Below are 24245 nucleotides of genomic sequence, written 5' to 3' on the forward strand. Positions count from 1 at the left end.
CTTTTTCATTGGGCGATCCGAAATGGCAGATCAAGAGCGGAAAGCAGCATTGGCCTTCGAGGTAGACGCCTCTGGCGTGAAGCCGGGCCTCGACGGCATCAAGCGCGACGTGCGCGACATGGCCCAGGACGTGCAGCAGTCCGGCCAGCAGGCAGCGAAGGGCCTTGCCGCCATTGGTGATGGTGCGCCTGCTGCGTCCCAAAAGGTGGACGGCGCAGCTCGCTCGATCATCGGCAGCATCGAGCGCGCCACCGCCGCCATGAAGGCCGGAGAGAAGGGCAGCGCCTCCTATTACGAGACGCTGGGCCAGCAGCGCGGCGTGAGCGCAGACGTACTCAAACCGTACATCGACCAGCTACGTCAAGCGGAGCGCGCGCAGCAGGCAGCCAGCGGTTCCTTGAACACCATGGGTGTGTCCGCGAAGCAGACTGCCGCTGCATTGCGCGGCGTGCCGGCGCAGTTCACCGACATCATCACGAGCTTGCAGGGTGGCCAGGCCCCGCTGACGGTGCTGCTTCAGCAGGGCGGCCAGTTGAAGGACATGTTCGGTGGTGCCGGCAATGCCGCGCGAGCGCTGGGCGGCTATGTCCTCGGTCTGGTCAATCCATTCACGGTTGCAGCAGCTGCTGTCGCCGGGCTTGGCTTTGCCATGTTCCGCGCGGAAGATTCGCTGCGATCGTCCAACTCCATCGCGATCCAGCTCCAGGCCACGGGCCGCTCTGCAGACCTGACGCGCGACCAGATAAAGGCGTTGAAGCAGGAACTGACGTTCTTGCCTGATGTATCTAAGGCAGCAGCTTCCGCGATCATCAATGAGTTCGTGAAGACTCGCGAGGTCGGGGGCAAGCTGTTCCGGGATCTGGCACTAAGCGTGGCGGACTTCGCCGTGGCCACTGGCACCGATGCCCCTACTGCGGCGAAGACGCTCGCTCAAGCGTTTAACGATCCGGCCAAGGGTGCAAAGCAGTTGGACGAGGCTCTCAATGTCCTGACTGCAAGCCAGTATCTCGCTGTGGATGCAATGCTGGCGGTCGGCGACAAGGCGGGCGCTCAGGCGGTGCTGTTCGATGCGCTGAAGGCGTCCACTCAGGGCTTGGCTCAAGACTCCCTGACCCCGCTTGAGAAAGCCATCAATGGCCTAGGCGACACCTGGACACTGACCATTTCACGCATCAACGATGCGGGCGGGCTGAAAGCCGCCAACGAAATGTTCGCTGGGCTGATCATGAAGGTTTCGAACCTGGTGGAGTGGCTGGGAAGGGCGCGGCTGCCGCCTTGGCTGGAGGACCAGTTCAAGGGTGGCCTCAATGGAGCGGTCTACCGGACATTCGCGTCCGCTCCTGCCTCATCTGTGAACACGGGAGGCGCGGAAGGCTCATGGGCACCCAGCACTGGCGGCGCCACGGGATCTTGGGGCGCTCCCGTCAGCACCTTGGATGAAGAGGCGAAGTCTGCTCTGGAGGCCACCAAGAGCTACAAGTCGGTGGCGTCCTCCATGGCGGAAGTGCGGGAGCAGGGCGATCGCCTGCGCACTGTCCTGACCAAGCTGAAAGAAGCGGGGAAGGGCACCAGTTCAGAAGCGCAAGAGCTGCAGTCACGTCTGGATGGCGTGAAGGAGCGGCTTGATGCGCTCAGCAAGAAGGCCAGCGCGGGGCAAATGGTTGGCCAATCCGAACTGGCCGGCATCCGCGCGAAGATCAAGGACGAGGAGTCCTACATTGCTCGCTTGAAGGAGCGAGGCACTGCGGCGGACAAGCTCACAGAGGGAGAGCGCCTTGCCGCCAAGATTCAAGAGGAGTTGAACGGTAAGCTGGATGTCCGCACCCGTGCCGTGAAGCAACTGGAACTGGTAGAGGCCAATAGGCTTGCTGTGGTCCAGAAGGTCCGCATCGAGGCGGAAAAGAGCGTCAAGAGCCAAGCCGATTCTGAGGCCGGCTTCCAAAAGTTCCTGGAGTCGATCTACAAGGGCGCCGAGGCCACCAACAAGCAGGCCGAAGCGCAAGAGGCAGCCAACGCCTCCTTCGGAAAATCGAAAATCGCCATTGCCGAGATGAACCTCGCGCAGATGGAGTTGGCTCGCTCGATGGAGCAGGACGCTGGCCCATGGACTGCGGAGCATTTGGCGGCGATGGACGCAGCGATCGATGCGCAAAAGCGCTGGGTGGCATCGCTCCAACAGGGTGACCTGAAGACGATCAACGCCCACACCGGCGAGATCCTGCGCAACGCCCAAGAACAGGCCAAGCTCTACGAGGATGAGGCGCAGTTGGTCGGCCTCACCGCCCTGGAGCGCGAGAAGATCGTGGCGCTACGGCTGGTTGAACTGAAGTACGCCAAGGAGTTGGACAAGATCAACAAGTCCACCCTGTCCGACGACGAAAAGCAGGCGCAGCGCGCCAAGCTGGAGCAGGCCAAGCGTATTGAGGGCGAGGCCGCGGTCTCGAAGGTGATCCGCGACGACTGGACGAAGACCACCGACGAGATCAACCGCAGCCTGACAGATGCGCTGCTGCGGGGCTTCGAGTCTGGCAAAGGGTTTGCGGAGAACTTGCGCGACACGCTCAAGAACATGTTCAACACCCTCGTGTTGCGCCCCATCATCAGCGCAGTCCTGGCGCCGGTGTCGGGCGTGGTCTCCGGGCTCACCAACGGGTTGACGGGTGGGGGTGGTAGTGCTGTCGGAACCGTGAGCAATGGCTACAGCCTCTACAACACGGGCTCCCAGCTGTACAACATCGGCTCGCAGTACATCGGCGGCACGATGTCTGGAGCCAACGCACTGGGAACCGTGTGGGGCAACGCCACTGGCACCGGCATCGACGGACTGCTGGCGACCAATGGCGCCTACGGCACGGCAGGCGGCGCGGGTGCCGTGCCATGGGGTGCGGGTGGTTCTTTCGTGGCGGTCGCAGCTTTGGTTTTGAACGCACTGGGTGCCTTCAGATCGGATAAGCAGGTCGGGGGCGGTCTGCGCGGCACGCTGGGCGCGGGTGACATCGAGTCCTACCAGCTGTGGCGCGAGGGCGGGACGCTCTTTGGCGGCCCCGACTACCGTCTGCGCAACCCTGCCCAAGAGCGCGATCTGCTTCAGTCGGAGCTCAAGAAGCTGCGGGACCAGGGGCAAGGTGCCACGGGTCAGGCTGTGGAGTACCAACAGCGCATCGATGAAATCGACCGCTTGTATGGAGAGCAGATCACGGCGCAGAAGGCTCAGAGCGACACATTGCAGAAGACCTTCGACGCGATGCGCTCCAGCGTGGGGGACATGGCTGACGCCCTGGGCATCAGCTCGGACGCCGTGCGCAAGTTCACTGTCACGCTGGGCAGTGACGTGCTCCACCCTGACACGGGCGGTGTGGGCCTGAAATTCGACGGGTTGAATGCAGAGCAGATATCCGCAAAGATCCAGACCGCGCTGGAGACTGCCAACAACGAGTTGGCGCAGCAGGTCATTGGCAGTTGGAAAACGGTGACGGAGACAGTCACGCGAACCAACACCGTACGTGCACCGATCACCGGTGATAACGAGATCGCTGGTGAATGGCAGGAGGTGACAGACACCATCACCCGCACGGTTTACGTCGCTAGCGAGTACGCCCGCGAGAACGAGAAGGCGATCGACACGCTGACCCGCCTCGCCGGGAGCATCACGACGGTCAATGGCATCTTCGAAATGCTCGGTGTTTCGCTGTACGACGCAAGTCTCGCCGGCGCCGACATGGCAAGCAAGCTGATCGACTCGTTCGGCGGTGCCGACAAGATGCGCGAAGCCACAGGGACCTACTTTCAGAACTTTTATTCGAAGGAGGAGCAGCGTGCAGCCATGCAGCGGCAACTGCAATCGCAGGCTGACGCTATTGACATCAAGCTGCCGGACATTGATGCCACCGACGCTCGCGCCCAATACCGGGCTCTGATCGATGCACAGGACCTCAACACCGATGCTGGTCGCAAGGCGTACGCCGTGCTGGTCCAACTGGCCGGTGCGTTTGCTGGCGTCACCGCCGCAGCGGACGACGGTGTGCGTGCGGCGCAAGAGGCGGCGCAGCGCCAGCAGAGCATTGCGGACAAGGGCCGGGACCTGGAGCAGCGGCTCTTGATCGCCCAGGGCAAGGACCGCCAGGCGCTGGACCTGCGCCGGCTGCAGGAGTACTACGCGTTGCTGGACCTCAATCCGGCCTTGGCCGCGATGGTGATCGAGATCTACAAGGCGGAGGATGCTGCCCAGGCGCTGGTCAAGGCGCAGGAGGCTCGCGAAACGGCTTACTCGCGGTTGCGCGACGCGGCCACGCTGGAGAGCGAGCGGATCAATGCGCAGATCGAGAACATCGATGCGCAGCGCACCGCCACCAACCTGCAGCGCGATATCGCGAACGAGTCGCTCTCGCTCATCACCGGTGTGTTTGAGCTGGTGCGTGGTCAGGCGCAGGATCTGTATGGCCAGGTGGAGTCCACAGCCAAGCTGCAGGCCGCACAAGGGTTCGCCTTCATCGATCAAGCGCTGGCCAACGCGAAGAGCACAGGTTACCTGCCGGAGCAGGCGCCGCTGCAGGAGGCCATCACTGCGGCCCGCGGTGGCCTGGATTCCCAGAGCTACAGCACCCAGTTTGAGAAGGACCGGGATGCGCTGGTGCTGGCCGGCAAGCTGTCACAGCTGGAGGCGATCAGCGGCAAGCAGAAAACGCTGGCGGAGCAGCAGGTCGAGGCGATGGACAACCAGCTGGCAGCGCTGGATGCCCAAACCAAGACGCTGAACGACCAGCTGCGCGCGCAGGACAAGGTGCTGGAGTACTGGCGCCGGCAGATCGACATCGCCAACGGAACCTTCGATGCCACCCTCACTGTGGCGCAGGCGGTGGACCGCGTGGCGTTGGCACTCGGGGCGAAGACCGCGGGGGTGAACACCAAGGCCCCGACGGAGGTCAACAGCGGCGGAGCGGTGTGGGGAGGCAGTGGAAGCACCGCGCCTGCCGCTACCGCCAAGTACAGCCGGGTGATGTCAGCGGGCACGGCCGGGGTCGGGTATGAGCCGATCATCGACCAGGCGCTGATTGCCCAGCTGGATGTCTTGGCGCCGCTGTACCACTCCTACGACGGATCTGGCGACCTGACCGGGCTGCTGACCGCGTTCAAGGGTGCGGGCGCAACGATGGATGACCTTTCCATCTTGAGCGGGTTTTTCCTGTCCGACTGGATCAAGGCCGGCGCCACGGTGGGTATTCCTGCTTTCGCGGTTGGGACCAACTACGTCCAGAGAGACATGCTGGCCCAGATTCACGAGGGCGAGGCCATCGTGCCCAAGGCGTTCAACCCCTGGGCCAGCGGCACGGCATGGGGGAGCGGTTTCGCTACCGCCGAGTTGGTCGCTGAGGTGCGCGCGCTGCGGGAAGAAAACCGGACCCAAGCGGGCGCGCTCCTGCGTTTGAATGCACGCGTGGCAAAGGTGCTGGACCGCTGGGACGGCGATGGCCTGCCGGCTGAGAGAGAAGAGGCGACTGCATGAGCATCCGAAATCTGAACGTGGTGCGGCCGCTGATCGTCACCGCAGCCATGCTGGTGAGCACCAACGTGGCCGAGGCCGACTATCCCGCGTGGTCCTCGGGCACCACCTACGCCGCCGGCGCCCGGGTGATCCACGTCGGCGCGCACAAGGTGTTCCAGAGCACGCAGGATGGCAACGTCGGCAAGGACCCGACGACCACGGCGGGCTTCTGGGTGGAGGTGGGCGCCACGAACCGCTGGAAGGTCTTCGACCGCTCGGTGAGTTCGCAGACCGCGCAGGCGTCCACCATCCAGTACCGGCTGCGGCCGGGCCAGGCGATCACATCTCTGTCCGCGCTCAATCTCATAGGGGCGACGAGCATGCGCGTGCGCGTGATCGATCCCACCTACGGGACGGTGTATGACAAGACGGTGGATCTCTCCCGCGTGCCTGTCTCGGTGGGATGGTGGGAGTGGTTCTTCGGGGAGCGCCGCGCGGCCACGCAGGCCGTTTTGATGGACATCCCCAGCTTCCCCGGCGCTGACGTGCTGATCGACTTCACTGGCAGTGCGCTGCTGGCGGTGGGCGTGTTGCTGCTGGGCCAGTTGCGCACTTTCGGGCTGGGGGTCAAGTCCGGCGCGCGGGTGGGCATCCAAGACTACAGCCGCAAGGAGCGCACGGAGTTCGGTGACGTGGTGGTGGTCGAGCGCGCGTTCGCAAAGCGCGCCAGCTTCTCGCTCCTGCTGACAGCGGCCGAAGTGGATGCATTCAACGCCTTCCTGGCCGAGGTGCGCGCCAAGCCATGCCTTTGGATCGGCTCCGGCCGCTACGAATCGACCACGGTCTACGGCTTCTACAAGTCCTTTGACATCGTGATTTCCTACTACGACTACGCAGACTCCGAACTGGAGCTGGAAGGGCTGACATGACCGCCATCGTTTCCCCGCCGATCATCGACGTGCTGCCTCCGGCGCCGCTGCCGACCGACACGCCAGCGGATTTCAACGCCAAGGGTTTTGCCACCGTCGCGGCACAGGTGGCCTTTGTGCCGCAGGCAAATGACCTGGGCGCCAACGCATACCAGAACGCCACGGCCGCAAACGAGCGGGCCGTGGCTGCGGATGTTTCGGCAGCCACGGCCACCGCACAGGCCGACCTGGCCATGGGCTACCGCAACACGGCGAACAATGCAGCGGGCACCGCCACCACTCAGGCCGGCCTGGCCAGCACCGCGCGCACGGGCGCAGAGACGGCGCGCACCGGCGCCGAGGCAGCGCGCGACGCGGCCGACTCGCAGGCGGGCCTCGCGGGCACGGCGCGCACCGGTGCCGAGACGGCCCGCACTGGCGCGGAAACAGCGCGAACCGGAGCCGAAGGAGCGCGGGACACTGCCCTGAGCCTGGCCGCTTTCGCCTTCGAGTCCACCAGCACCACCAGCCTGACGATCGGTCTGGGCGCGAAGGTCTTCGCGATCGAGGCGGGCAAGTCCTTTGCGGTCGGCCAGTACGTGTCGGCGGTCAGCACGGCGGACACCTCCATCTGGATGGCCGGGCCGGTGACTGCGCACGACCGCAGCACGGGTCAGATCACCCTGCAGGTCAACGCCACCATGGGCGCGGGCACGCTGGCCAGCTGGCGGCTTGTGCTGGCCGCCAACGGGGCGGCAGCGGGCGTGCAGACCATAGCCGCCGGCACTTACACGGACGCGGACCTCGCGCCGCTCAACAGCGTGACGGTCATCACCGGCGTCAACAGCGCCTATGCAACCACGCACCTGCCCGTGATCACAGCCAACTCTGCCAGCGCGGGCTGGGGCACGTCTTACGACTGGGTGGTAGAGACGCTGGGCTTCGGGGCAGGTGCCGGGCTCGATGCAACGCAGACAGCGGTGTGCAGCGTGGTGGGCAACGTGTTGGGCGCGGGCCTGCGCTTCGCACGCAAAAAGGTGGGGACGACGTGGGGCCGATGGAAGCCCACTGGAGCGTTGCCATCGTCCACGCTGACGGCGTCCGGCGGCGATATGTACGGCAATACGCAACTGGGCAATAACCGCGTTAATCATATTGCCACCTCCTTAAATGCTTCGGCTGGTGTTTGGTATTTTCCAGAGCTTCCCGAAGATGGTGATCGCACTTATTTCTACACAAACTCCCGGACCGATAACGCAATTTTTTATAAAGACAAAAACGTCATTGGAAATGGCGTGGTCTTGTCCACGTCGGCCGATAGCGTGAGGCTGAATAAGCCTTTCTCGAAGTTCGGCTTCGCCTATAACTTGTTTAATGACTCATGGATGATTGAATAATGGCCTCAGTAGATTACACAATGATGAAGGGTGAAGGGCTCATCCGAGTGCAGCGGGGGCTTTTTTACTCTGGCGCTACCACTGCTGCATCTGTGAATATCGGTCTGCCGATTGCAATTGCAGACACGAATCTTGCCTCGGTTCGCCTTCTGGGCGTCAGAGACGTCATGCAAGACAATCAAAATTATCCGTTTGGAAGGCTTTCCCTGGCGAACAGCACCACGTTGACGTTTACGCGGTCCGCGGCCCGCTCTTTTGCGGGGAACTCTAGTTTCTACGTGACATGGGAAGTCACCGAATTTTCTAACGTCAGAATTCAGAGAGGCGTTAGCACTGCTGAGTTCGGTATGGGCAATGCTGTTTGGACTGCAATCGCGTCCGTGGATGTTGCCAAATCAGAAGTGCATTGTTTGGGGGTCACTCCCAACACCGGAAATTTCAATTCAGGCTCGGGCTGCTACTTTCCCGCCCTGAATACCTCTCAGATTGGTTTCAATGCTGAGGGCTCAGGTGCCGGTGCAGCAGAAACCATCGGCTGGGAAGTCGTTACTTTCAATGGGGGTTAAATGTTCAACTATATTCATGTGAATTCCGAGACGAATTTTATTCAGTCCATTGTTCAGGTAAGCGAAGAGCTGAGCAATCCTGAATATATTCAAACCCGGGACTATAACGATTCAATCATCGGGCGGATTTTTATCAGCATCGATGAAAACGGCGTCCCTGTGCTGGCGCCGGTTGTTGTCGTGGACCCACAGGACAAACCAGAATTCTGGTGGATCGACGTGGGGGCATTTTTTGATCGCTTTGGGATTAACAAGTGGGCCATCCTGCAGAGCGATGACGCCGCCGTGAAGGCGCTCATTACCGATACCAGCGTGCGCAGGTACATCGACCTCAAGCGCGCCGATCTGCCCGGGGCGCTTCAAATTCTTGTGGCCAAAGGATTCGAGCTTGATGTGGATGCGATCTTGACCGCGCCGCCCACCGATGAAGAGCGCCATGTGAGGCTCTAGACGTCATGAGCCACTCGCCACCCCACAGCCCGCACCAGCGGGCTTTTTTTTCGCCCGAAGGAAAGCCATGACCACCACGACACCCCGCGGCATCCGCAACAACAACCCCGGCAACATCGACCGGACCGCCGAGCGCTGGCAGGGCATGGCCGCCGACCAGAGCGGCGATCCTCGCTTCGTCGTTTTCAGCGAGCCGAAATGGGGCCTGCGGGCCTTGGCCAAGGTGCTGCTGTCGTACCAGCGCAAGCACGGTCTGCGCACACCGGCCGCGATCATCGGCCGGTGGGCGCCGCCCAGCGAGAACAACACCGGCGCCTATGCGCGCCAGGTGGCCGCCGCCCTGGGCGTGGGCGTGGATGACCAGATCGACCTGCAGAACCCGGACACCCTGGCGCGCATCGTGCCCGCGATCGTGGCCCACGAAAACGGCCAGCAGCCGTACAGCGCCGACCTGATCGCCCAGGCCGTGCGCCTGGCGCTGGAGTGAGCCCATGGGTGACATCGTCGGGCTCATCACCGAACTGAAAGGCCCTCTCGGCGGCTTCATGGCCGTGCTGATGGGAGTGGGCGTGTACCTCTGGCGCGAGCGGGGCCAGCGCGCTGTGGGCGCCGCGAACGACGCGGCCAACATCAGCGCGATCGACCACTGGCGCGAGGTGGCTGGCCGCAGCGACAAAGCGCTCGAGGCGATGACCATCCGCGCCGACAAGTTCGCGGAGGAACGCAACGAGGCGCTGCAGATGGTGGGCGAGATGCGCGGGCAGCTGACCGAGATGACCCGGCAGCTCACGCACCAGGCCACCCTGCTTCAGCAGCAGGCCGAGAAGCTGGACCTGCAGGCGGCGGAAATGCACGCCCTGCGCGGCCAGGTCACATCCCTGAAGGACCAACTCAATGCCAAACACTGACTACTCGGCGCTTGAATGCGCCCCATCGGGGAGCCGGCGCGCGCGCTGGGTCTATGTGATGCACCAGGCCATCGTGATCGGCGGAATGCTGGGCGGCGGTATGAGCGTGGGTTACTTCGCTGGGGTGCAGACCACCCGCGAGGATGCCAACGCAGAGATCGAGCGATTGCAGGGCACGCACAAGCAGGCGTTGGAGGTCATCGCCGGCCGCCAGGCCAGCACCGCCGTCAAGCTGGCCGCCGTGGCGGACACCGCGGCCACGGCGGCAGAGACAGCCAAGGATGCCGCGGACACGGCGGCCACGGCGGCCACCACCGCAGGCAAGGCCGCCAAGGCGGCGGGCGTACCCGCTGCGGCGCTGGAGAACGACCGCAAGGCGATCAACACCACGATCACGCGGGCCAACCAGCGCATCAAGGAAGGAGGCGCACGATGACCCGTGCTGCATTATTGATAGCTGTCTGCGCAATGATTATGGGCTGCGCAGCCTCGCCCGCGCAGGCGCCTGCCGAGGATCGCGTGCTGGCCATCGCCGTGCCAGCTTGGGAGGCAGCCCCAGCGCGCACCGCGGAACCTGAGCCCCGTGCGTGCCCACCGCTGCCGGTGCTGCGCGCGGGGGCGTCACCCCTGGAGCGGCGCGTGCATACCCAGACCATCGTGCGCATGTACGCGGACTGCGCAGAGGCTCCGCCGGCAGAGTCTTCCGCATGCGAGTTGCTGTCGATCGCTTTCGACGAGGCCGAACTGGCGCCGGCCTGGTACGTGCGTGCTGGCTCGTTACTGGAGCGATGCGGGTATGCCAAGGCGGGTGCCAAGGCCGCACACCGCGCATGCTATGCCGAGCGTCGCAACGGCAGTGCCCGTGATTGCGAGGCCCTGCCATGACCCCGGGCCAGTACCTGCTGGCGGCCAGCGTCGCCGCCAATGCCGCCCTGGGCTGGGCCTACCTGGGCCAGCGCGACGAAACCACCGCAGCCCGCGGCGAGACCCAGGCTATGCAGCAGCAGCGCGACGGCATCCGCTCGGCGGCCAGCGCCTGCAGCGCGGGCGTTGAGGATCTGGCCCAGGCCGGAAAGCAGCGCGCCGCCGCCGCCGCCCCGGCTCGCCAGGCCGCTGCCGGCCGCGCCGCCGTGCACAACGCCAAGGCCGACGCGATCCTGTCCGCACCGGCCGCCGTGCCGGGTGATGCTTGCGCCAGCGCGCAGGCCCGGGTCGATGACTGGCTTAAGGGGAGGGCGCGGCCATGATGACCCTGGCTCAGCCGGTGCGGATGATCTCTGGCCGCTACGCCCCATGCGCGATCGAAGATGCCACCCATGTCACGCTCAACATTCCCGGCCCGGCGGGGCGCCTCACGTTGCCAGTGATGCTGAAAGGTCGGCGCGAAGGCACGGGGTGCTGGACATGGAATGGCAGCACTACGGCGCCGACTCTGCGCCCCAGTGTGCTCAACACCGGCCACGCCCACCGGTGCCACACCTGGATCACGGACGGGTGCGCGCAATACCTTGATGACAGCTCGCACGACCTGCGCGGGCGGACCGTGCCGCTTGGCGCGTTGGAGGATATGCCATGAAAACCGCTATTGCTTTGATAGCTTACTGCGCACTTGCTGCGGGGTGCGCAACCCAAAATCATGTGGAAGTTCAGCGGGTGAATGTACCGATCCCGGTGGCCTGCGAAGAGCCTGTGCCCGACCGGCCGTCCATGCCCACCGAGGCCCTGCGCATGGGCGCGACGGTGGACGACTTCGCGCGCGCCGCCATGCCGGAGATCGAGCGGCGAGAAGGGTATGAGGGGGAGTTGCTGACGGCGCTGGGCAACTGCCGGGCGCCCATCAAGCCCGCGTTGCCGAGCGAATAGCCCCGGCCTGGGCCACTCTTTCGTGGCCAGGTGGGGCGACGTAGGGCCTCGCTGCCGGCTATCAGCTGCCTTCCGCCTGCAGGTCGTGGGCAGCCGTGTGAGCTATCTGGCTTCGGGGATACTCATGCTGTTGTTGCCCTGCCGCTCCGTAAACCGTTGACCGCCCATGATCCTGACCCTGCAGATTCATAAAGAAGAGCCCGGCCGCTATGCGGCGCAAGTCCTGAACGGCCACGCAGAGGTGGCCACCTTCGACGCCTCGACGATTGGCGGGGCCATCCGCGAATGCGGCGCCGGCCCGCTGCCCGAGGTGTCCGCCTTCCATATCTGGTATGGACACGTCAGCATCGGGACCACATTAACCGCGACCATGCGGCACGACAGCGAGACGCTGGCCCAGCGTCTGATGACCTTGCACGGGCAACTCAAGAGTTAAATCTCATGGGAAACGCACCTCGCTAAAATCCGATCTGCGCACCCCAGCTTGACCGAAAAATTCCCACGGGCCAAGCGCTACGCCGCGCCACAGGGGCTTTGTGCAAAGGATTGAAAATCCTTGTGTCGGTGGTTCGATTCCGCCCCAGGCCACCAAACATCTCTCAAAGCCCATCCATAGCGATGGGCTTTTTTGTTTCTGCGCCGGCAAATGGCTTTCAGTGGGTGGTAACGCGTTGCTCTGCTCAAATCACTCTATCCAAGACTTATTGGAACGGGTGCCAAATAACGCAGTCCCTCCCGACGTCCGCATCCCACATCACCGCTTCGTATGGCGGCTGCTCTGTCTTGAATGCCCTCGCGCTGTGCTGGGCTCAGCGTGCCCAGCCGCTCTCGCTGAAATTCGAGCCGGGGCGCATTTTCCAGCCGGGCTTGATGACGAAGAAGGAATTCCCAATACAGAGTGGTGAACGGGCACGCCGCATCGCCCTGAAAAGCGGCGGGATCGTATTTGCACCCCGCGCAAGGCCCGCCCATGCGCTGGATGTACTTCCCGGTGGCGATGTAGGGCTTGCTGGCCATCAAACCTCCGTCGGCATATTGGCTCATGCCCAGCGTGTTGGGCAACTCCACCCATTCGACGGCGTCCACATAGACCGCCAGATACCACTCGTGCACGGCCTTGGGCTTGACCCCCAGCAGCATCGCGAAAAGGCCCGTCACCATCAGGCGCTGGATGTGGTGCGCATAGCCATGCGCCAGGGTCTGGCGGATGGTCTGGTGCAGGCATTCGAAGTCCGTGCCGCCGGTCCAGTACCAGGCGGGCAATTCGCCTGAGGCTTCCAGCGCGTTGCGTTCGACGTAGGCCGGCATCTGCGTCCAGTAGATGCCGCGAACATATTCGCGCCAGCCGAGGATCTGCCGGATAAAACCTTCCACGCTCGCCAGCGGTGCCCTGCCGGCCCGATAGGCCGCCTCGGCTGCGGCGACGACCTCGCGCGGGTTCAGCAGTTTGAGGTTGAGCGCAGCGGACAGGTGCGAGTGGTACAGCCAGGGCTCGCCCGGCCACATCGCATCCTGGTAAGGGCCGAACACGGGCAGCCGGTGGTCGATGAAATCTGCCAGCGCCTGCAATGCGTCCTGCCGGGTGACGGGCCACGCGAAGCTCTCCAGATCGCCGGGGTGGTCCGCAAACTGCTCCTGGACCCATCGCAGCGCATGGCGCGTCGTTTCGTCCGGTTCGAAGCGGCTTCGTTCCGGGACCATGCCCGGGCCATTGCGGCCGAAGGTTTGGCGATTGGCTTTGTCGTAATTCCATTGGCCGCCTTCGGGCTCGCCGTCGGCCATGAGCACGTTGTGGCGTTGCCGAAGTGTCCGGTAGAAATATTCGAGCCGCAAAGGCTTGCCTTGCAGATGCCGTGCATAGGCTGCGAATTCTTTGACGGTCGTGTAGAAGTGGCGGTCGGGCCGGACTTCCAACCCCAGCCCAGCCTCGGCTGCGGCGCAGGACAGCGCCGTCCATACCCGCCAGTCCCCGGGCGCCGTCATGACGAGCTGGTCGGGTCGCAGCGTACGAAGCGTGGATTGGAGTTCGCCCGCCAGCGTGTCGCTGCGGCCCGGGCCATACAGGCGCGTGTAGCGCAGCCTCCAGCCTTTGCCGCGGACTGCCTGCGCGAAGTGCCGCATGGCCGCAATGAACATCGCGATGCGCGGCTTGGAGGACCAGACGTGCGTGGACTCTTCCTTCACCTCGGCCATCCACACGCAGTCCTGGTCGGGATCGAAACCATCGAATGCCGAAGCCTCCAGATCGAGCTGATCGCCCAGCACGATGACGAGGGTGCGAACGGGCCTTTGGATCGGGTCTTCTTCGCTGAAGTCGGAGAGCGTCATGCGCGGCATATCCAACGCGGATCAATGGGTGGACGGGCCGTATCCGGGCCTTCGCCAGTCGCGCCAAAGCCAAGGCGCATTCATGCAGGATCGCCGTGGCATTGACGATGATTCGGACGCTTTAAAAGGCGTCCACGATTTCTTTCGGCGTCCAATTGCGAGCCAGCGCCAGCTCGTACCCTTGGCGCAAGCGCTTGCCGCTCGAACTCTTCGAAGGTCGACCGAGTGGGGGCGTGCGGTTCGGCTGTGGCGTCAGCTCTTCAAAAAGCCGATCAGCGCGGCATTGAACTCCTTCGCATGCGACAGATTGAAGCCATGGGGAGCGCCCGCGATGACCTTGAGCACGCTCCCGGGGATCGCCTTGTGCGTGCGCGCACCACTGACTTCCAGTGGCACGATGGAGTCTGCATCGCCGTGCAGGACGAGCGTCGGCACCTTCACGCTTTTCAGGTCTTCGCGGAAGTCGGTTTTGCCAAACGCCTCGATGCAGTCGAGGGTGCCTTTGGGCGATGCCATCGCGGCGATGTCGCGTGCGTATTGGCGCTGTTCCTCGCTGACTTTCAACTCGCCGTCCACGCTGAAGAAGTTGTGCGTGAAGTTCTCCAGGAATGCCATCCGGTCTTTTTTGACGCCTTCCTGGAATCGCGCAATCGTCGCGTCGTCGAGCCCACCCTCCGGGTTGTCGGCGCTTTGGTAGAGGTAGGGCGGAACGGCGCCGGCGAAGACCAGCTTGGCCACGCGCTGGCTGCCGTATTGGGCGATGTACCGCGCCAGTTCACCGCCGCCCATCGAGAAGCCGACCAGGGTGGCATCCGTCAAATCAAGGCCCGTCATCAGCGCATCCAGGTCCTTCGCGAAGGTGTCGTAGTCATAGCCATTCCAGGGTTGCGACGATGCGCCGAAGCCGCGGCGGTCATAGGCAATCACGCGGTAGCCTGCTTCGACCAGGGCGGGGATCTGGGCCTCCCATGAGCGTCCGCTCAGGGGCCAGCCATGGATGAGAACGACGGGGGCGCCCTGACCATAATCTTCATAGTGGATCTCGACAGGATGGCGGGCGCTGGATTCGGTTTGGAGCTTGGGCATTCGGCACAACCTTTGCAGTGAAAGACAGACACCCATTGGGTCCAGAATTTCAAACCAAGTCAATCGGACCCGTCCTACCTCATCCGCGGCTTGGCTGCGACATCACGTTGGCGACGTATCCTCGTAAACCTTGAATCCCGTGGCCTGCTGTTTGGCCGCGTACATGGCCAGGTCTGCGCAGTGCAGTACCTGCGCGGCCACGGTCGAGTTCTCGGGCGAGCGGGCGATGCCGATGCTGGCCCCGACGTTCACCCACTGGTCCGGGCGCACCTGAATCGGTTGCCGGATGGCGTTGACGATGGCCGCCGCGGCCTCCTGCACGCGCTGCAGGTCCTGGGTGCGCATCAGGATGGCGAATTCATCGCCTCCCAGGCGTGCCAGCGTGTCCGACGATCGCACGTGTTTCTTGGTGCGAAGCGCCACCTCTTTCAGAACGGCGTCCCCCGCCTCGTGGCCGTAGTTGTCGTTGATGGCCTTGAACTTGTCGAGATCCATCAGCAGGATGGCGTACCCGGTGTTCAGCGCCTGCTGGTTCTGCTCGGCGTTCTGCAGGTTGATCTCGAACAACCGGCGGTTGGCCAGGTGGGTCAGCGCATCGCGGTGCGCCACGTTCTCGAGCGGAACGACCACGCGGTTGGTGATGAGGTTGGTGGCCAGGATGGAGATGAAGGAGCTGAACAGGATGCTCGCCGCGAACAGGCCCTCCAGCCGCAGGAAGGGCGAGAAGACCGGCGCGAAAGGCTTGGCCACCACCGCGAGGACATTGGAGCCCTGGAGCCCGCCCAGGTTGATGACCTTGGCCCGGTACTGCGCGCCATCCGTGCCTTCCGCCGAAAAGTTATCGGAAGACTGCGCATGTTGGTGAATGCTCTTGTTCAGCACGATGCCAGGCAGGGTCGAGGTGTGGATGACGAAGTCGCCCTCGCTCTCCTGCGACAAAAACGCCATCTTCAACTGGGTCATTTTGGTGAACTGCTCCACCGCCATGGTGTTGACGCGATAGCCCAGGAAGATGTTCATGATGGGCATGGGCGCACTGATCGTGGCCTTGACCCAGTTATAGAGCACCGGGGTGTGCTCCCCCGCAGCCAGCGGGCCGATGCTGCGGCCGGTTTCACTGATCTCGGTCGCCAATGCTTCCAGCGTCGCGTCCAGGTCCATGTCGCGCTCGTTCAACAGCTGGGTTGCCGAGGCCCGCGCCACGATCTTGTGATTGAGGTCGGTGAGCACGATCAGTTCGGCCCCCGTGCGTGCCAGCTGGCTGGCCAGCGCCGACTCGATGGTGGCGCGGTTGCCGTTGGCGATCGTGTGCTGCAGCCCGTAGTCTTTGGTGACCAGCAGCGAGGTCTGCTGCCGGTTGTCTTTGCGGGTGGCGGCCGTGTACAGGAAGGTCTGAGCGCCGCCTTCCAGCGCGGAGTCCACGCTTTCCAGCGCGATGTTGCGGTTGGCGAAGTGCAGGAAGACGAACGCCACCACCTGGACGATGATCAGCGCCGGGACCAGCAGCATCAAGAGCTTTCTGGTGGAAGCGTTCGCCAGCGTCTTCTTCATGGATGAAAGCCCCCTCCTGAAAATGATGGAATGGAAGGCCGGCCGTCGTTGCGGTCACTGACCTTGGATTCTTGTCATGCGCCTGCTCTGCAGAGTCAGGCATGCGCCTTGTTCTTCGCGGTGCCTCTTCAGGACACTTCAACTCATGCCGTTGCGCGCGTGTGCCCAGCAAAGCGCTTCGGCCCCGCCGCCCGCTTGCTCGGGCAACATCCCCGCAATCGCTCCCAGCAAGCGGGTTTGGCTTGTGCGTAGCCAGTATAGGGTGGCGCTTCCCGGCTGGCGCATCGGTGCAGCGCGATCAACGCGATGGGCCACTCCCCTTTCCCGGCGATCCGAGCCGCGCGCCTTTCGCATAAAGTGGCTGCATGAGCGACTCCCACCCTTACACCCGTTCGCTGAATCTGTTGGGCGCCACCAATTTCCGCGACCTGGGGGGCTACCCGGGCGAGCAGGGCCGGCCCGTGCGCTGGCGCCGTTTGTTTCGCTCCGACCACCTGGCTGCGCTGACCCCGGAAGATGCGCAGACGCTGGCGGCGCTGGGCCTGGCGCGGGCCGTGGACTTCCGTGGCGAACACGAGCGCGCCACGCTGGCCTATGTGCTGCCCGACGTGGCTTACTACCCGCTGTCCATCGAGCCCACGGTGGTGCAGCGTGCCAAGGAAATGGCGCTGTCGGGCCACACGCTCACGCCAGAGATCGCGATGGAGTTGATGCGCGACACCTATCGCGCTTTCGTCGCGCACAACACCCGCGAATTCGCCACGCTGTTCGAACACCTGCTGGAAGACCACACGCCGCTGGTCTTCCATTGCACCGCCGGCAAGGACCGCACGGGCTTTGCGGCGGCGCTCATCCTGCTGGCGCTTGGCGTGCCGCGCGAGGTGGTCATGCAGGACTACCTGCTCACCAACGGGCTGTACCGCCGGCCCGCGCAGGTGAACGGGGCTGCGCCCGAAGCGGTGCTGAACGTGCTGTGGCGCGTGCAGCAGGATTTTCTCGAAGCGGCCCTGCAGGCCGTGGATGCGGACCATGGCGGCGTGCTGCAGTACCTGGAGCAGCGGCTGGGGGTGGGTCCCAGCGAACGCAAGCGTCTGGCGCAGTGGTATCTGGAGCCCTGATCGGCGCGTCGCCGGCAACCGCAGGTCCCAAGGGGCCCAGGCATGAAAAAGCCGGCAACGGGTGCCGGCTTTTTCGATGCCGCAGTGCCAGGCACTGCGGCCCATCGGCGGTTTAGGCCGTTGCGTCCTTGAGCTTCTTCAGCGCGCGGGTCTTGATCTTGACCGATGCGGGCTTGGCGGGGAACCAGCGCTCGGCACCCGTGAACGGGTCCTTGCCGAAGCGCTTTTTCTTGGCGGCCACTTGCTGCAGGCCGATCTTCATCAGGCCGGGCAGCGTGAATTCGCCGGAGCCCTTCTTGTGCACCGAAGCCAGGATGGCCGATTCCAGCGCTGCGAGCACGGCCTTGGCGGCCTTGGGCTCGACGCCGGCCTGCTGCGCCAGGTGGGCGATCAGCGAGGTCTTCGTGAACACTTCCTTCAGCGGCTTGAGCGCTGCGGGGGCTGCCTTGGCGGCGACCGGGGCCTTGGCCTTGGGGGCGGCGGCTTTCTTGGCGGGAGCTGCGGCCTTCTTCACGGGAGCGGCTTTCTTGGCCGGTGCTGCGACCTTCTTGGCCACGGGGGCTGCAGCCTTCTTGGCTGCGGGGGCCGCCTTCTTTGCAGGAGCGGTGGTTTTCTTTGCAGTTGCCATGGTGTTGGTATTTCTCGGAAAAAGTGGTGAACATTCCAGCATGCTGGTCGCCGGATTCTAGGGGGTTTGCATCCACGGGCGCGGGCCGCACGCGGATTGCGCGCTGCAAGCGGCATGGATGCTGGGTTTTCATGCCCCAAGGCGCGCGCAGAAAGCGGCGCCGGCCAGGTCGCTTTGCCGCGCGTGGCCATGCCCGCGGCGTTGGCCCCGCGGAGCAATCGCGTTAAGCTGTCCCATCCCCCACCGGCGCCATGCAGCGCATCGCAAAGGAATGGCCATGAGCGACACATCTCCCTTCGGCTTCGGCAAGTTCGTGCCGGGCTTCGATTTCCTCCAGAACCTCGCCAAAGGCGCATCGGGCGGCGTGCCGCAGATGCCCAGCCTCTCCAGTTGGGTGGCGCCCACGATCAGCGTGGAAGAGCTGGAAAAACGCATCGACGAGTTGAAGGCCGTGCAGTTCTGGCTGGAGCAGAACTCGCGCGCTTTAAGCGCCACGGTGCAGGCGCTGGAGGTGCAGAAGATGACCCTTGCCACGCTGAAAGGCATGAACGTGGCGATGGGCGATCTGGCCGGGGCCTTCGCGCCCAAGCCATCGCCCGCGGCGCCCGCCCCCGAGCCGGCCCGTGCCGCTCCCGCGCCACATCGTGAGTCCTATCGCGAGGCCCGTCGCGAGGCACCACCGGCCGAGCCACCCGCTCCCGAGGCCGCGGCCGAAGACGACGTGACCAGCGACAACGCGGCCACATCCACCGCCATTCCCGGCGTAGTGGACCCGATGCAATGGTGGGGCGCCCTGACCAGCCAGTTCCAGCAGATCGCGGCCAATGCGTTGGGCGATGCGTCCCACCAAGCTGCGGTGGAGGCCACGCGCGGCGCGGCGACCGAAGCCTTCAAGACGGCTACCGACATGGCCACGCAGTTGGCGGCGCAGGGTTTGCAGGGCGTGCAGGAGGCCACGCGCATGGCCGCGGCATCGCAAGGCGCGGATGCGCCGCCTGCCCGCGGCCGCAAGTCCGCCGCAGCCCCTGCCGCTTCGAAGCCCAAACGCACCCGTGCCGCCGCTGCGCCGCAAGAGGCACCCACCAAAAAACCGGCGCCCCGGCGCGCAGCCGCCCCTGCGGCAGCCAAGACCGCCGCGCCCCGAAAGCGCACAGGGAAGTGACCGCCTTTTTTTCTGACATGGCCGCCCGCGCAGCGGGCCGCCGCGACCTTTGCCATCGACCATGAAACTCTTTCCCAACGGCCACGCCACCCATCCCCAGTGGCGCATGGCAGCCGCGCTGGTGCTGGCGCAACTGCGCGCGCAGATGGCGCTGCCGCAGTACGCCAGCGCGCCCACCCTGGGGGTGCTCTACATCACCGACCACTACGCCAACGAGGCGCAGGCCCTGCTGGACTTCGTGTCGGCCGAGCTGCCCGAGGTGACCGACTGGAGCGGCACCGTGGGCGTGGGCGTGGCCGCCAACAATGCCGAGTACTTCGATGAACCGGCGCTGTCCGTCATGCTGCTGGACCTGCCACCCGACCAGTACCGCGTGTTCTCCGGCGTGGCGCCGCTGGCGCGCAATGCGGCCAGCGGGTTCGTCGCGCACACGGCGCTCGTGCACATGGACGGACGCACGCCCGACCTGGCCGAGCTGATCGATGAAATGGCCGACCGCACGGCCACCGGCTACCTGTTCGGCGGCCTGTCGGCCAGCCGCAGCGCGAGCGTGCAGTTCGCCGTGGGCGGCAACGGCAACATCGCGGGGCAGGGCGGCGCGCGGGGCGTGTTCGATGGCGGGCTGTCGGGCGTGGCCTTCGGCGAGGGCGTGAGCCTGCTGTCGCGCGTCACGCAGGGCTGCCAGCCGGTGGGGCCGCTTTGCACCATCACCGAGGCGCAGGACAACGTGGTGCTGGCGCTCGATGGCCAGCCGGCGCTGGATGCGCTGCTGGACACGCTGCACATTTCGCTCGACGGCGACCCGCAGCCCGCGCTGCGCGAGGTGCGGGCCACGCTCGCGGGCCTGGTGGATGCCGGCGTGCAGCCGCTCGGCCGGGCCGGGCATTTCGGCACGGACACCCGGGTGCGCCACATCGTGGGGCTCGATGCCACGCGCCGCGGCGTGGCCCTGGCCGACCAGGTGGAAGAGGGCATGCGCCTGGCGTTCTGCCAGCGCAACGTGGCGGCGGCACGCGCCGACCTGATGCGCATCTGCGCCGAGATCCGCGAGGAACTCACGCCCGAGGAAACCGAAACCCTGCCCGCGCCGGCACCTTCGGCCGACAGCGAGCGCCGCGCGCTCGCGCAGGCCCTGGGCGGCAGCGCCGACCGGCCGGCGCGCGCGCCGGTGCAGCGGCACATGGTGGGGGCGATCTACGTGAGCTGCTCCGGCCGCGGCGGCCCGCATTTCGGCGGGCCGAGCGCGGAGCTGCAGATCGTGCGCCATGCGTTGGGCGACGTGCCGCTGGTGGGGTTCTTCGCCGGCGGCGAGATCGCCCATCACCGGCTGTATGGCTACACCGGCGTGCTGACGGTCTTCACCAGCGAGCACGCGCCGGCCTGAGCCCGGGGCAGCGAAAGGCGCCGCGCGGCGTGCTCGCAGGCCGTGCGCCCCCTTCCCGGCCGGTCCAACGGGGTTTTGAGCCTTTTCGGCCTCACGCCCTAGAAAATCATGCGGTGGCAGCTATAAAAATAATAGCAAAAGCCGTCAAATTGCCGGCATGAGCGCGGGCGCGGCCGTGCGCGGCATGCCGGTGAAGGCGAAGTCCACTTCCGGCGCCAGCCCGCTCACGATGCGGGCGATGGAGCGGCCCGAGCCGCAGGCGTGCGTCCAGCCCAGCGTGCCGTGGCCCGTGTTGAGGAACAGGTTGCCGATCTTCGTCTTGCCGATCAGCGGCACGTTGCTGGGCGTGGCGGGGCGCAGCCCGGTCCAGAACTGGGCCTGGCGCGTGTCGCCCGCGCCGGGAAAGAGTTCTTCCACGCGGCGCACGATGGCCTCGCAGCGCACGGGGTTCAAGTCGCGCTGGTAGCCGTTGAGTTCTGCCGTGCCGGCGATTCGCAGGCGGTCGCCGCGCTCGCTGGTGTAGCGCGAGAAGACGAGCTTGTATTCATCGTCCGTCAGGCTCACCTCGTAGGCCGCCGAGGCATCGCGCACCGGCAGGGTGACCGAATAGCCCTTGGCCGGGTAGATGGGCAGGCGCAGGCCCAGTGGCTCGGCCAGCAGCGGGCTGAACGAGCCCATGGCCAGCACGTAGGCATCGCCCCGCACGCGTTCGAAGCGGCCTTCCGCGTTGGTGATCTCGGCATGGTCGATGGCGCCGCCTGCCGTGCGCAGCGCCGTGATGTGGCAGCCGGTACGGAACTGCACGCCCGCCGCCTGCGCCAGCCGGGCCAGCTCGCGCGTGAAGGTGTTGGCGTCGCCCGATTCGTCCTCGGCCGTGTAGGTGGCGCCGGCCAGTTGCGGGCGGATGTGGGCGAGTGCGGGCTCCAGCCGCACGGCCTCGTCGGCGCTGACCACGCGGCGCTCGCAGCCCAGGGCGCGCATCTGCTCGGCGGGGGCGAGCGCGGCATCGAACTCCCGGGCGCTCGTGTAGAAATGCAGGATGCCCTGCGTGCGCTGGTCGTACTGGATGCCCGTATCGCGGCGCAATTGCTGCAGCGTGTCGCGGCTGTAGGTGCCCAGGCGCACGATCTGCTCGATGTTGTGCCGCGTGCGCGCCGGCGTGCATTCGCGCAGGAACTGCAGGCCCCACAGCCACTGGCGCATGTCGGCGCGCAGGCGAAAGAGCAGGGGGGCGTCTTCGCGGCCCAGCCATTTCAGCACCTTGAACGGCGCGCCGGGATTGGCCCAGGGCTCGGCATGGCTCACCGAGATCTGCCCGCCGTTGGCGAAGCTGGTTTCCGCGCCGGGAACGCCCTGGCGGTCGGTGACGGTCACTTCGTGGCCGAGCTGCTGCAGGAAGTAGGCGGAGGTGGTGCCGAGCAGGCCGGCACCGAGAACGATCACGCGCATGATTCACAAGCCTTTTGGAAGGTTTGCACCAAGCAAATCGCCGGCGTGGCGCTATTGAATCGATAGCATGCAGCCGACGGCGATCTGCCGTGCTGCCGCTCCCCCTGTCCTTGGTACCTGAGAGATTCACCCTGCGCCAACACGGCGAGGGGCTTGCTCCTTCGGTGCGCCATGGCATGCATGGCGGCTCTCCAGACGGCTTTGATGGTGGTGCAGTACGGGACCTGAGCGTGTATGGGAGTTTGCGCCTTCGGTGGAGCGGCCCGGGGGCCGTTCGCTCTCCTGCGGGGTGCATCGTAGCAGCGAAGCCGCGCCGCGCAAACCCGGTGCGCGGTGAAGGGGGCCGTGCCGCAGCGGTCAGTCGATGCGGATCCGGGCGTCCTTCACCACCTGGGCCCACTTGGCGCGGTCGGCGTGGACGGTCTGGCGGAACTGCGCGGGCGTCTCGATGCGCACGGCGTTGCCCTGCGATTCGAAGCGCTCGCGCACGTCGGGCTGCTCCAGCACCTGGCGCAGGGCGGTGTTGAGTTGTTGCACCACGGCGGCGTCCGTTCCCTTGGGCGCGAAGAGGCCGAACCAGATCGAGCTGTCGAAGCCCTGCGTGCCCGGCAGGCCGCTGGAGGCAATGGTGGGCACCTCCTTGACGGCGGCCACGGGCTTGGCAGTGGTCACGCCCAGCAGGCGCACCTTGCCGGCCTTGTAGTGCGGCAGCACGGTCTGCACCTGGTTCATGATGCAGCAGGTCTCGCCGCGCACCACCGACGTGATGGCTTCGGGGCCGCCCTTGTAGGGCACGTGGACCATGTCCAGGCCCAGGCGCGCATTGAATTCGGCGAACGCCATGTGCGTGCCGGCGCCGTTGCCGGTGGAGGCGTAGTTGTATCGGCCCGGGTGGGCCTTCACCGCCGCGACGAACTCCTGGAGCGTCTTCACGTCGATGACGTTCGGGTTGATGGTGAGCACGTTCGACACGTCGATCAGCGGGCCCACGGGCACGAAGTCGTCCTCCACGTCGAAGGGCAGCTTGGGGTAGAGCGCGGCGTTGCTGCCGTGCGTGGCGGCGGTGCCGAAGGCCAGCGTGTAGCCGTCGGGCCTGGCGCGGGCCACGAACTCGCTGGCGATGTTGCCGGCGGCGCCCGATTTGTAGTCGATGACGATGGGCTGCCCGAGCTTCTGGCTCAGGGGCTCCTGCACCGCGCGGGCCACGACGTCGATGCCCGAGCCCGCCGGAAAGCCCAGGATCAGGGTGATCGGTTGCCGGGGCCAGCCGGCCGCTTCGGCGTGGGCGCCGAAGCTGAAGGTGGCGGCCGCGGCGCAGGCCAGGGCGGCGGCGATGCGGTGGATGGCTCGGTGAGTGATGGAAAAGAGGGGCGGCATGGCAGAGGGGCGCTGAACGCGGGGTGGGAACCGATGCGCCATTGTGGGCAGGCGTTCATGCGCCGCACGCCATATGCATATGGGCCGGGGGCGCGCCGCCGCCATAGGGTGAACGCGGTGGGCGCGGGGCCGCGCGGGCCCCGCGTGGCTCAGTACCGGTTCGGGTTGTCCGGGCGGCGGTCCTGGCGGTTGGGCACGCCGTCGCCGTCGCGGTCCCAGCCGCCGCGGCGCATTTCCCAGCGGCCGTCGTGTTGCACCCAGGCCGGCTGGCGATAGACATAGCCGGGGCGGGCACGGACCCAGTGGCCGGCCACCCAGACATGGCGGTGGCCACGCCATTCCCAATGGCCCGTCTCCCACACCATGCCGCGGCGCGGGGGCGGCACGGCTTCACGGCGGGGTGGGGGTGGTGCCTGGTACTGCACCATCACGGGCCCGGGCTGCTGGTACACCGGTCCGCCGGCCTGCACGATCACGGTGGCACTGGTGGCCGCGCGCGCCACGGTGGTGACGGAGCCCAGCGATGCGAGGGCCAGCGTGGCGGCGGTGAGGGCAATGGTCTTGCGGGTCATGAGTTGTGACCGGGTG

At 65.5% G+C, this 24245-nt stretch carries 23 protein-coding genes and 1 riboswitch; of the genes, 16 read left to right on the plus strand and 7 right to left on the minus strand.

All coding sequences use genetic code 11. The features are described 5' to 3' along the window. Positions 1-22 precede the first annotated feature (22 nt). The 13 genes from M5C98_RS02000 to M5C98_RS02060 all read left to right on the plus strand — a co-directional run bounded on the left by M5C98_RS02000 (position 23) and on the right by M5C98_RS02060 (position 12010). A complete protein-coding gene (locus M5C98_RS02000) occupies positions 23-5503 on the plus strand; it encodes a phage tail length tape measure family protein (protein WP_272548201.1) in 5481 nt (1826 codons plus the stop codon). Next, the gene (locus M5C98_RS02005) at positions 5500-6411 is read left to right on the plus strand and encodes a carbohydrate-binding protein (protein ID WP_272548200.1); all 912 of its coding nucleotides are present in this window, start codon (positions 5500-5502) and stop codon (positions 6409-6411) included. Before M5C98_RS02000 ends, M5C98_RS02005 begins: the two co-directional genes overlap by 4 nt. Continuing rightward, a complete protein-coding gene (locus M5C98_RS02010) occupies positions 6408-7787 on the plus strand; it encodes a hypothetical protein (RefSeq protein WP_272550656.1) in 1380 nt (459 codons plus the stop codon). The genes M5C98_RS02005 and M5C98_RS02010 overlap by 4 nt, the downstream gene beginning before the upstream one ends. Next, positions 7787-8353, plus strand: a complete 567-nt coding sequence (locus tag M5C98_RS02015; protein ID WP_272550657.1) for a hypothetical protein — start codon at positions 7787-7789, stop codon at positions 8351-8353. Before M5C98_RS02010 ends, M5C98_RS02015 begins: the two co-directional genes overlap by 1 nt. Further along, positions 8354-8803: a hypothetical protein gene (locus M5C98_RS02020; protein WP_272550658.1), complete on the plus strand. Its 450-nt coding sequence runs from the start codon at positions 8354-8356 to the stop codon at positions 8801-8803. It abuts the gene before it with no gap. A 67-nt stretch (positions 8804-8870) separates the two neighbouring features. Then, positions 8871-9290, plus strand: coding sequence for a structural protein P5 (locus M5C98_RS02025; RefSeq protein WP_272550660.1), 420 nt, complete (start codon positions 8871-8873; stop codon positions 9288-9290). Positions 9291-9294: 4 nt separating this feature from the next. Beyond that, complete coding sequence (locus M5C98_RS02030) at positions 9295-9711, plus strand: hypothetical protein (RefSeq protein WP_272550661.1); 417 nt, start codon at positions 9295-9297, stop codon at positions 9709-9711. After that, a complete protein-coding gene (locus M5C98_RS02035) occupies positions 9698-10147 on the plus strand; it encodes a hypothetical protein (RefSeq protein WP_272550662.1) in 450 nt (149 codons plus the stop codon). Before M5C98_RS02030 ends, M5C98_RS02035 begins: the two co-directional genes overlap by 14 nt. Continuing rightward, on the plus strand, positions 10144-10596 hold the full coding sequence (locus M5C98_RS02040; RefSeq protein ID WP_272550663.1) for a hypothetical protein: 453 nt from the start codon (positions 10144-10146) through the stop codon (positions 10594-10596). Before M5C98_RS02035 ends, M5C98_RS02040 begins: the two co-directional genes overlap by 4 nt. Then, positions 10593-10958, plus strand: a complete 366-nt coding sequence (locus tag M5C98_RS02045; protein WP_272550664.1) for a hypothetical protein — start codon at positions 10593-10595, stop codon at positions 10956-10958. Before M5C98_RS02040 ends, M5C98_RS02045 begins: the two co-directional genes overlap by 4 nt. After that, the gene (locus tag M5C98_RS02050) at positions 10955-11287 is read left to right on the plus strand and encodes a DUF6527 family protein (RefSeq protein WP_272550665.1); all 333 of its coding nucleotides are present in this window, start codon (positions 10955-10957) and stop codon (positions 11285-11287) included. Before M5C98_RS02045 ends, M5C98_RS02050 begins: the two co-directional genes overlap by 4 nt. Before the next feature lie 77 nt (positions 11288-11364). Continuing rightward, on the plus strand, positions 11365-11574 hold the full coding sequence (locus tag M5C98_RS02055; RefSeq protein WP_336298492.1) for a hypothetical protein: 210 nt from the start codon (positions 11365-11367) through the stop codon (positions 11572-11574). Positions 11575-11740: 166 nt separating this feature from the next. After that, on the plus strand, positions 11741-12010 hold the full coding sequence (locus M5C98_RS02060) for a hypothetical protein (protein ID WP_272550668.1): 270 nt from the start codon (positions 11741-11743) through the stop codon (positions 12008-12010). Positions 12011-12264: 254 nt separating this feature from the next. On the opposite strand, the gene M5C98_RS02065 is transcribed toward M5C98_RS02060, so the two are convergent. The 3 genes from M5C98_RS02065 to M5C98_RS02075 form a co-directional block, all read right to left on the minus strand. Then, a complete protein-coding gene (locus tag M5C98_RS02065) occupies positions 12265-13902 on the minus strand; it encodes a cryptochrome/photolyase family protein (RefSeq protein WP_272550669.1) in 1638 nt (545 codons plus the stop codon). Positions 13903-14154: 252 nt separating this feature from the next. Beyond that, positions 14155-15051: an alpha/beta fold hydrolase gene (locus M5C98_RS02070; protein ID WP_272550670.1), complete on the minus strand. Its 897-nt coding sequence runs from the start codon at positions 15049-15051 to the stop codon at positions 14155-14157. A gap of 39 nt (positions 15052-15090) precedes the next feature. After that, positions 15091-16539 carry a diguanylate cyclase domain-containing protein gene (locus tag M5C98_RS02075; protein WP_272550672.1) on the minus strand — a complete coding sequence of 483 codons (1449 nt, stop codon included), beginning with the start codon at positions 16537-16539 and terminating at the stop codon, positions 15091-15093. A 365-nt stretch (positions 16540-16904) separates the two neighbouring features. Here M5C98_RS02075 and M5C98_RS02080 point away from each other — a divergent pair, with 365 nt between their 5' ends. After that, positions 16905-17657, plus strand: a complete 753-nt coding sequence (locus M5C98_RS02080; protein ID WP_272550673.1) for a tyrosine-protein phosphatase — start codon at positions 16905-16907, stop codon at positions 17655-17657. Positions 17658-17769: 112 nt separating this feature from the next. Here the strand turns inward: M5C98_RS02080 and M5C98_RS02085 are convergent, their stop codons facing one another. Then, the gene (locus M5C98_RS02085; protein WP_272550674.1) at positions 17770-18285 is read right to left on the minus strand and encodes an HU family DNA-binding protein; all 516 of its coding nucleotides are present in this window, start codon (positions 18283-18285) and stop codon (positions 17770-17772) included. Between the two features lie 277 nt (positions 18286-18562). Here M5C98_RS02085 and M5C98_RS02090 point away from each other — a divergent pair, with 277 nt between their 5' ends. After that, positions 18563-19447 (plus strand): PhaM family polyhydroxyalkanoate granule multifunctional regulatory protein, encoded by an 885-nt coding sequence (locus M5C98_RS02090; protein ID WP_272550675.1) that lies wholly within the window; start codon positions 18563-18565, stop codon positions 19445-19447. Positions 19448-19508: 61 nt separating this feature from the next. Continuing rightward, positions 19509-20831: an FIST signal transduction protein gene (locus M5C98_RS02095; RefSeq protein WP_272550677.1), complete on the plus strand. Its 1323-nt coding sequence runs from the start codon at positions 19509-19511 to the stop codon at positions 20829-20831. A gap of 144 nt (positions 20832-20975) precedes the next feature. Here the strand turns inward: M5C98_RS02095 and M5C98_RS02100 are convergent, their stop codons facing one another. The 3 genes from M5C98_RS02100 to M5C98_RS02110 form a co-directional block, all read right to left on the minus strand. Continuing rightward, positions 20976-22280: a D-amino acid dehydrogenase gene (locus M5C98_RS02100; RefSeq protein ID WP_272550678.1), complete on the minus strand. Its 1305-nt coding sequence runs from the start codon at positions 22278-22280 to the stop codon at positions 20976-20978. A gap of 94 nt (positions 22281-22374) precedes the next feature. Next, positions 22375-22485, minus strand: a riboswitch (glycine riboswitch). Between the two features lie 152 nt (positions 22486-22637). After that, complete coding sequence (locus tag M5C98_RS02105) at positions 22638-23657, minus strand: Bug family tripartite tricarboxylate transporter substrate binding protein (protein WP_272550680.1); 1020 nt, start codon at positions 23655-23657, stop codon at positions 22638-22640. A 149-nt stretch (positions 23658-23806) separates the two neighbouring features. Then, the gene (locus tag M5C98_RS02110; RefSeq protein WP_272550681.1) at positions 23807-24229 is read right to left on the minus strand and encodes a YXWGXW repeat-containing protein; all 423 of its coding nucleotides are present in this window, start codon (positions 24227-24229) and stop codon (positions 23807-23809) included. Positions 24230-24245: the final 16 nt, after the last annotated feature.

It is taken from the genome of Acidovorax sp. NCPPB 3576 (genome assembly GCF_028473605.1).
Lineage (GTDB): Bacteria > Pseudomonadota > Gammaproteobacteria > Burkholderiales > Burkholderiaceae_C > Paracidovorax.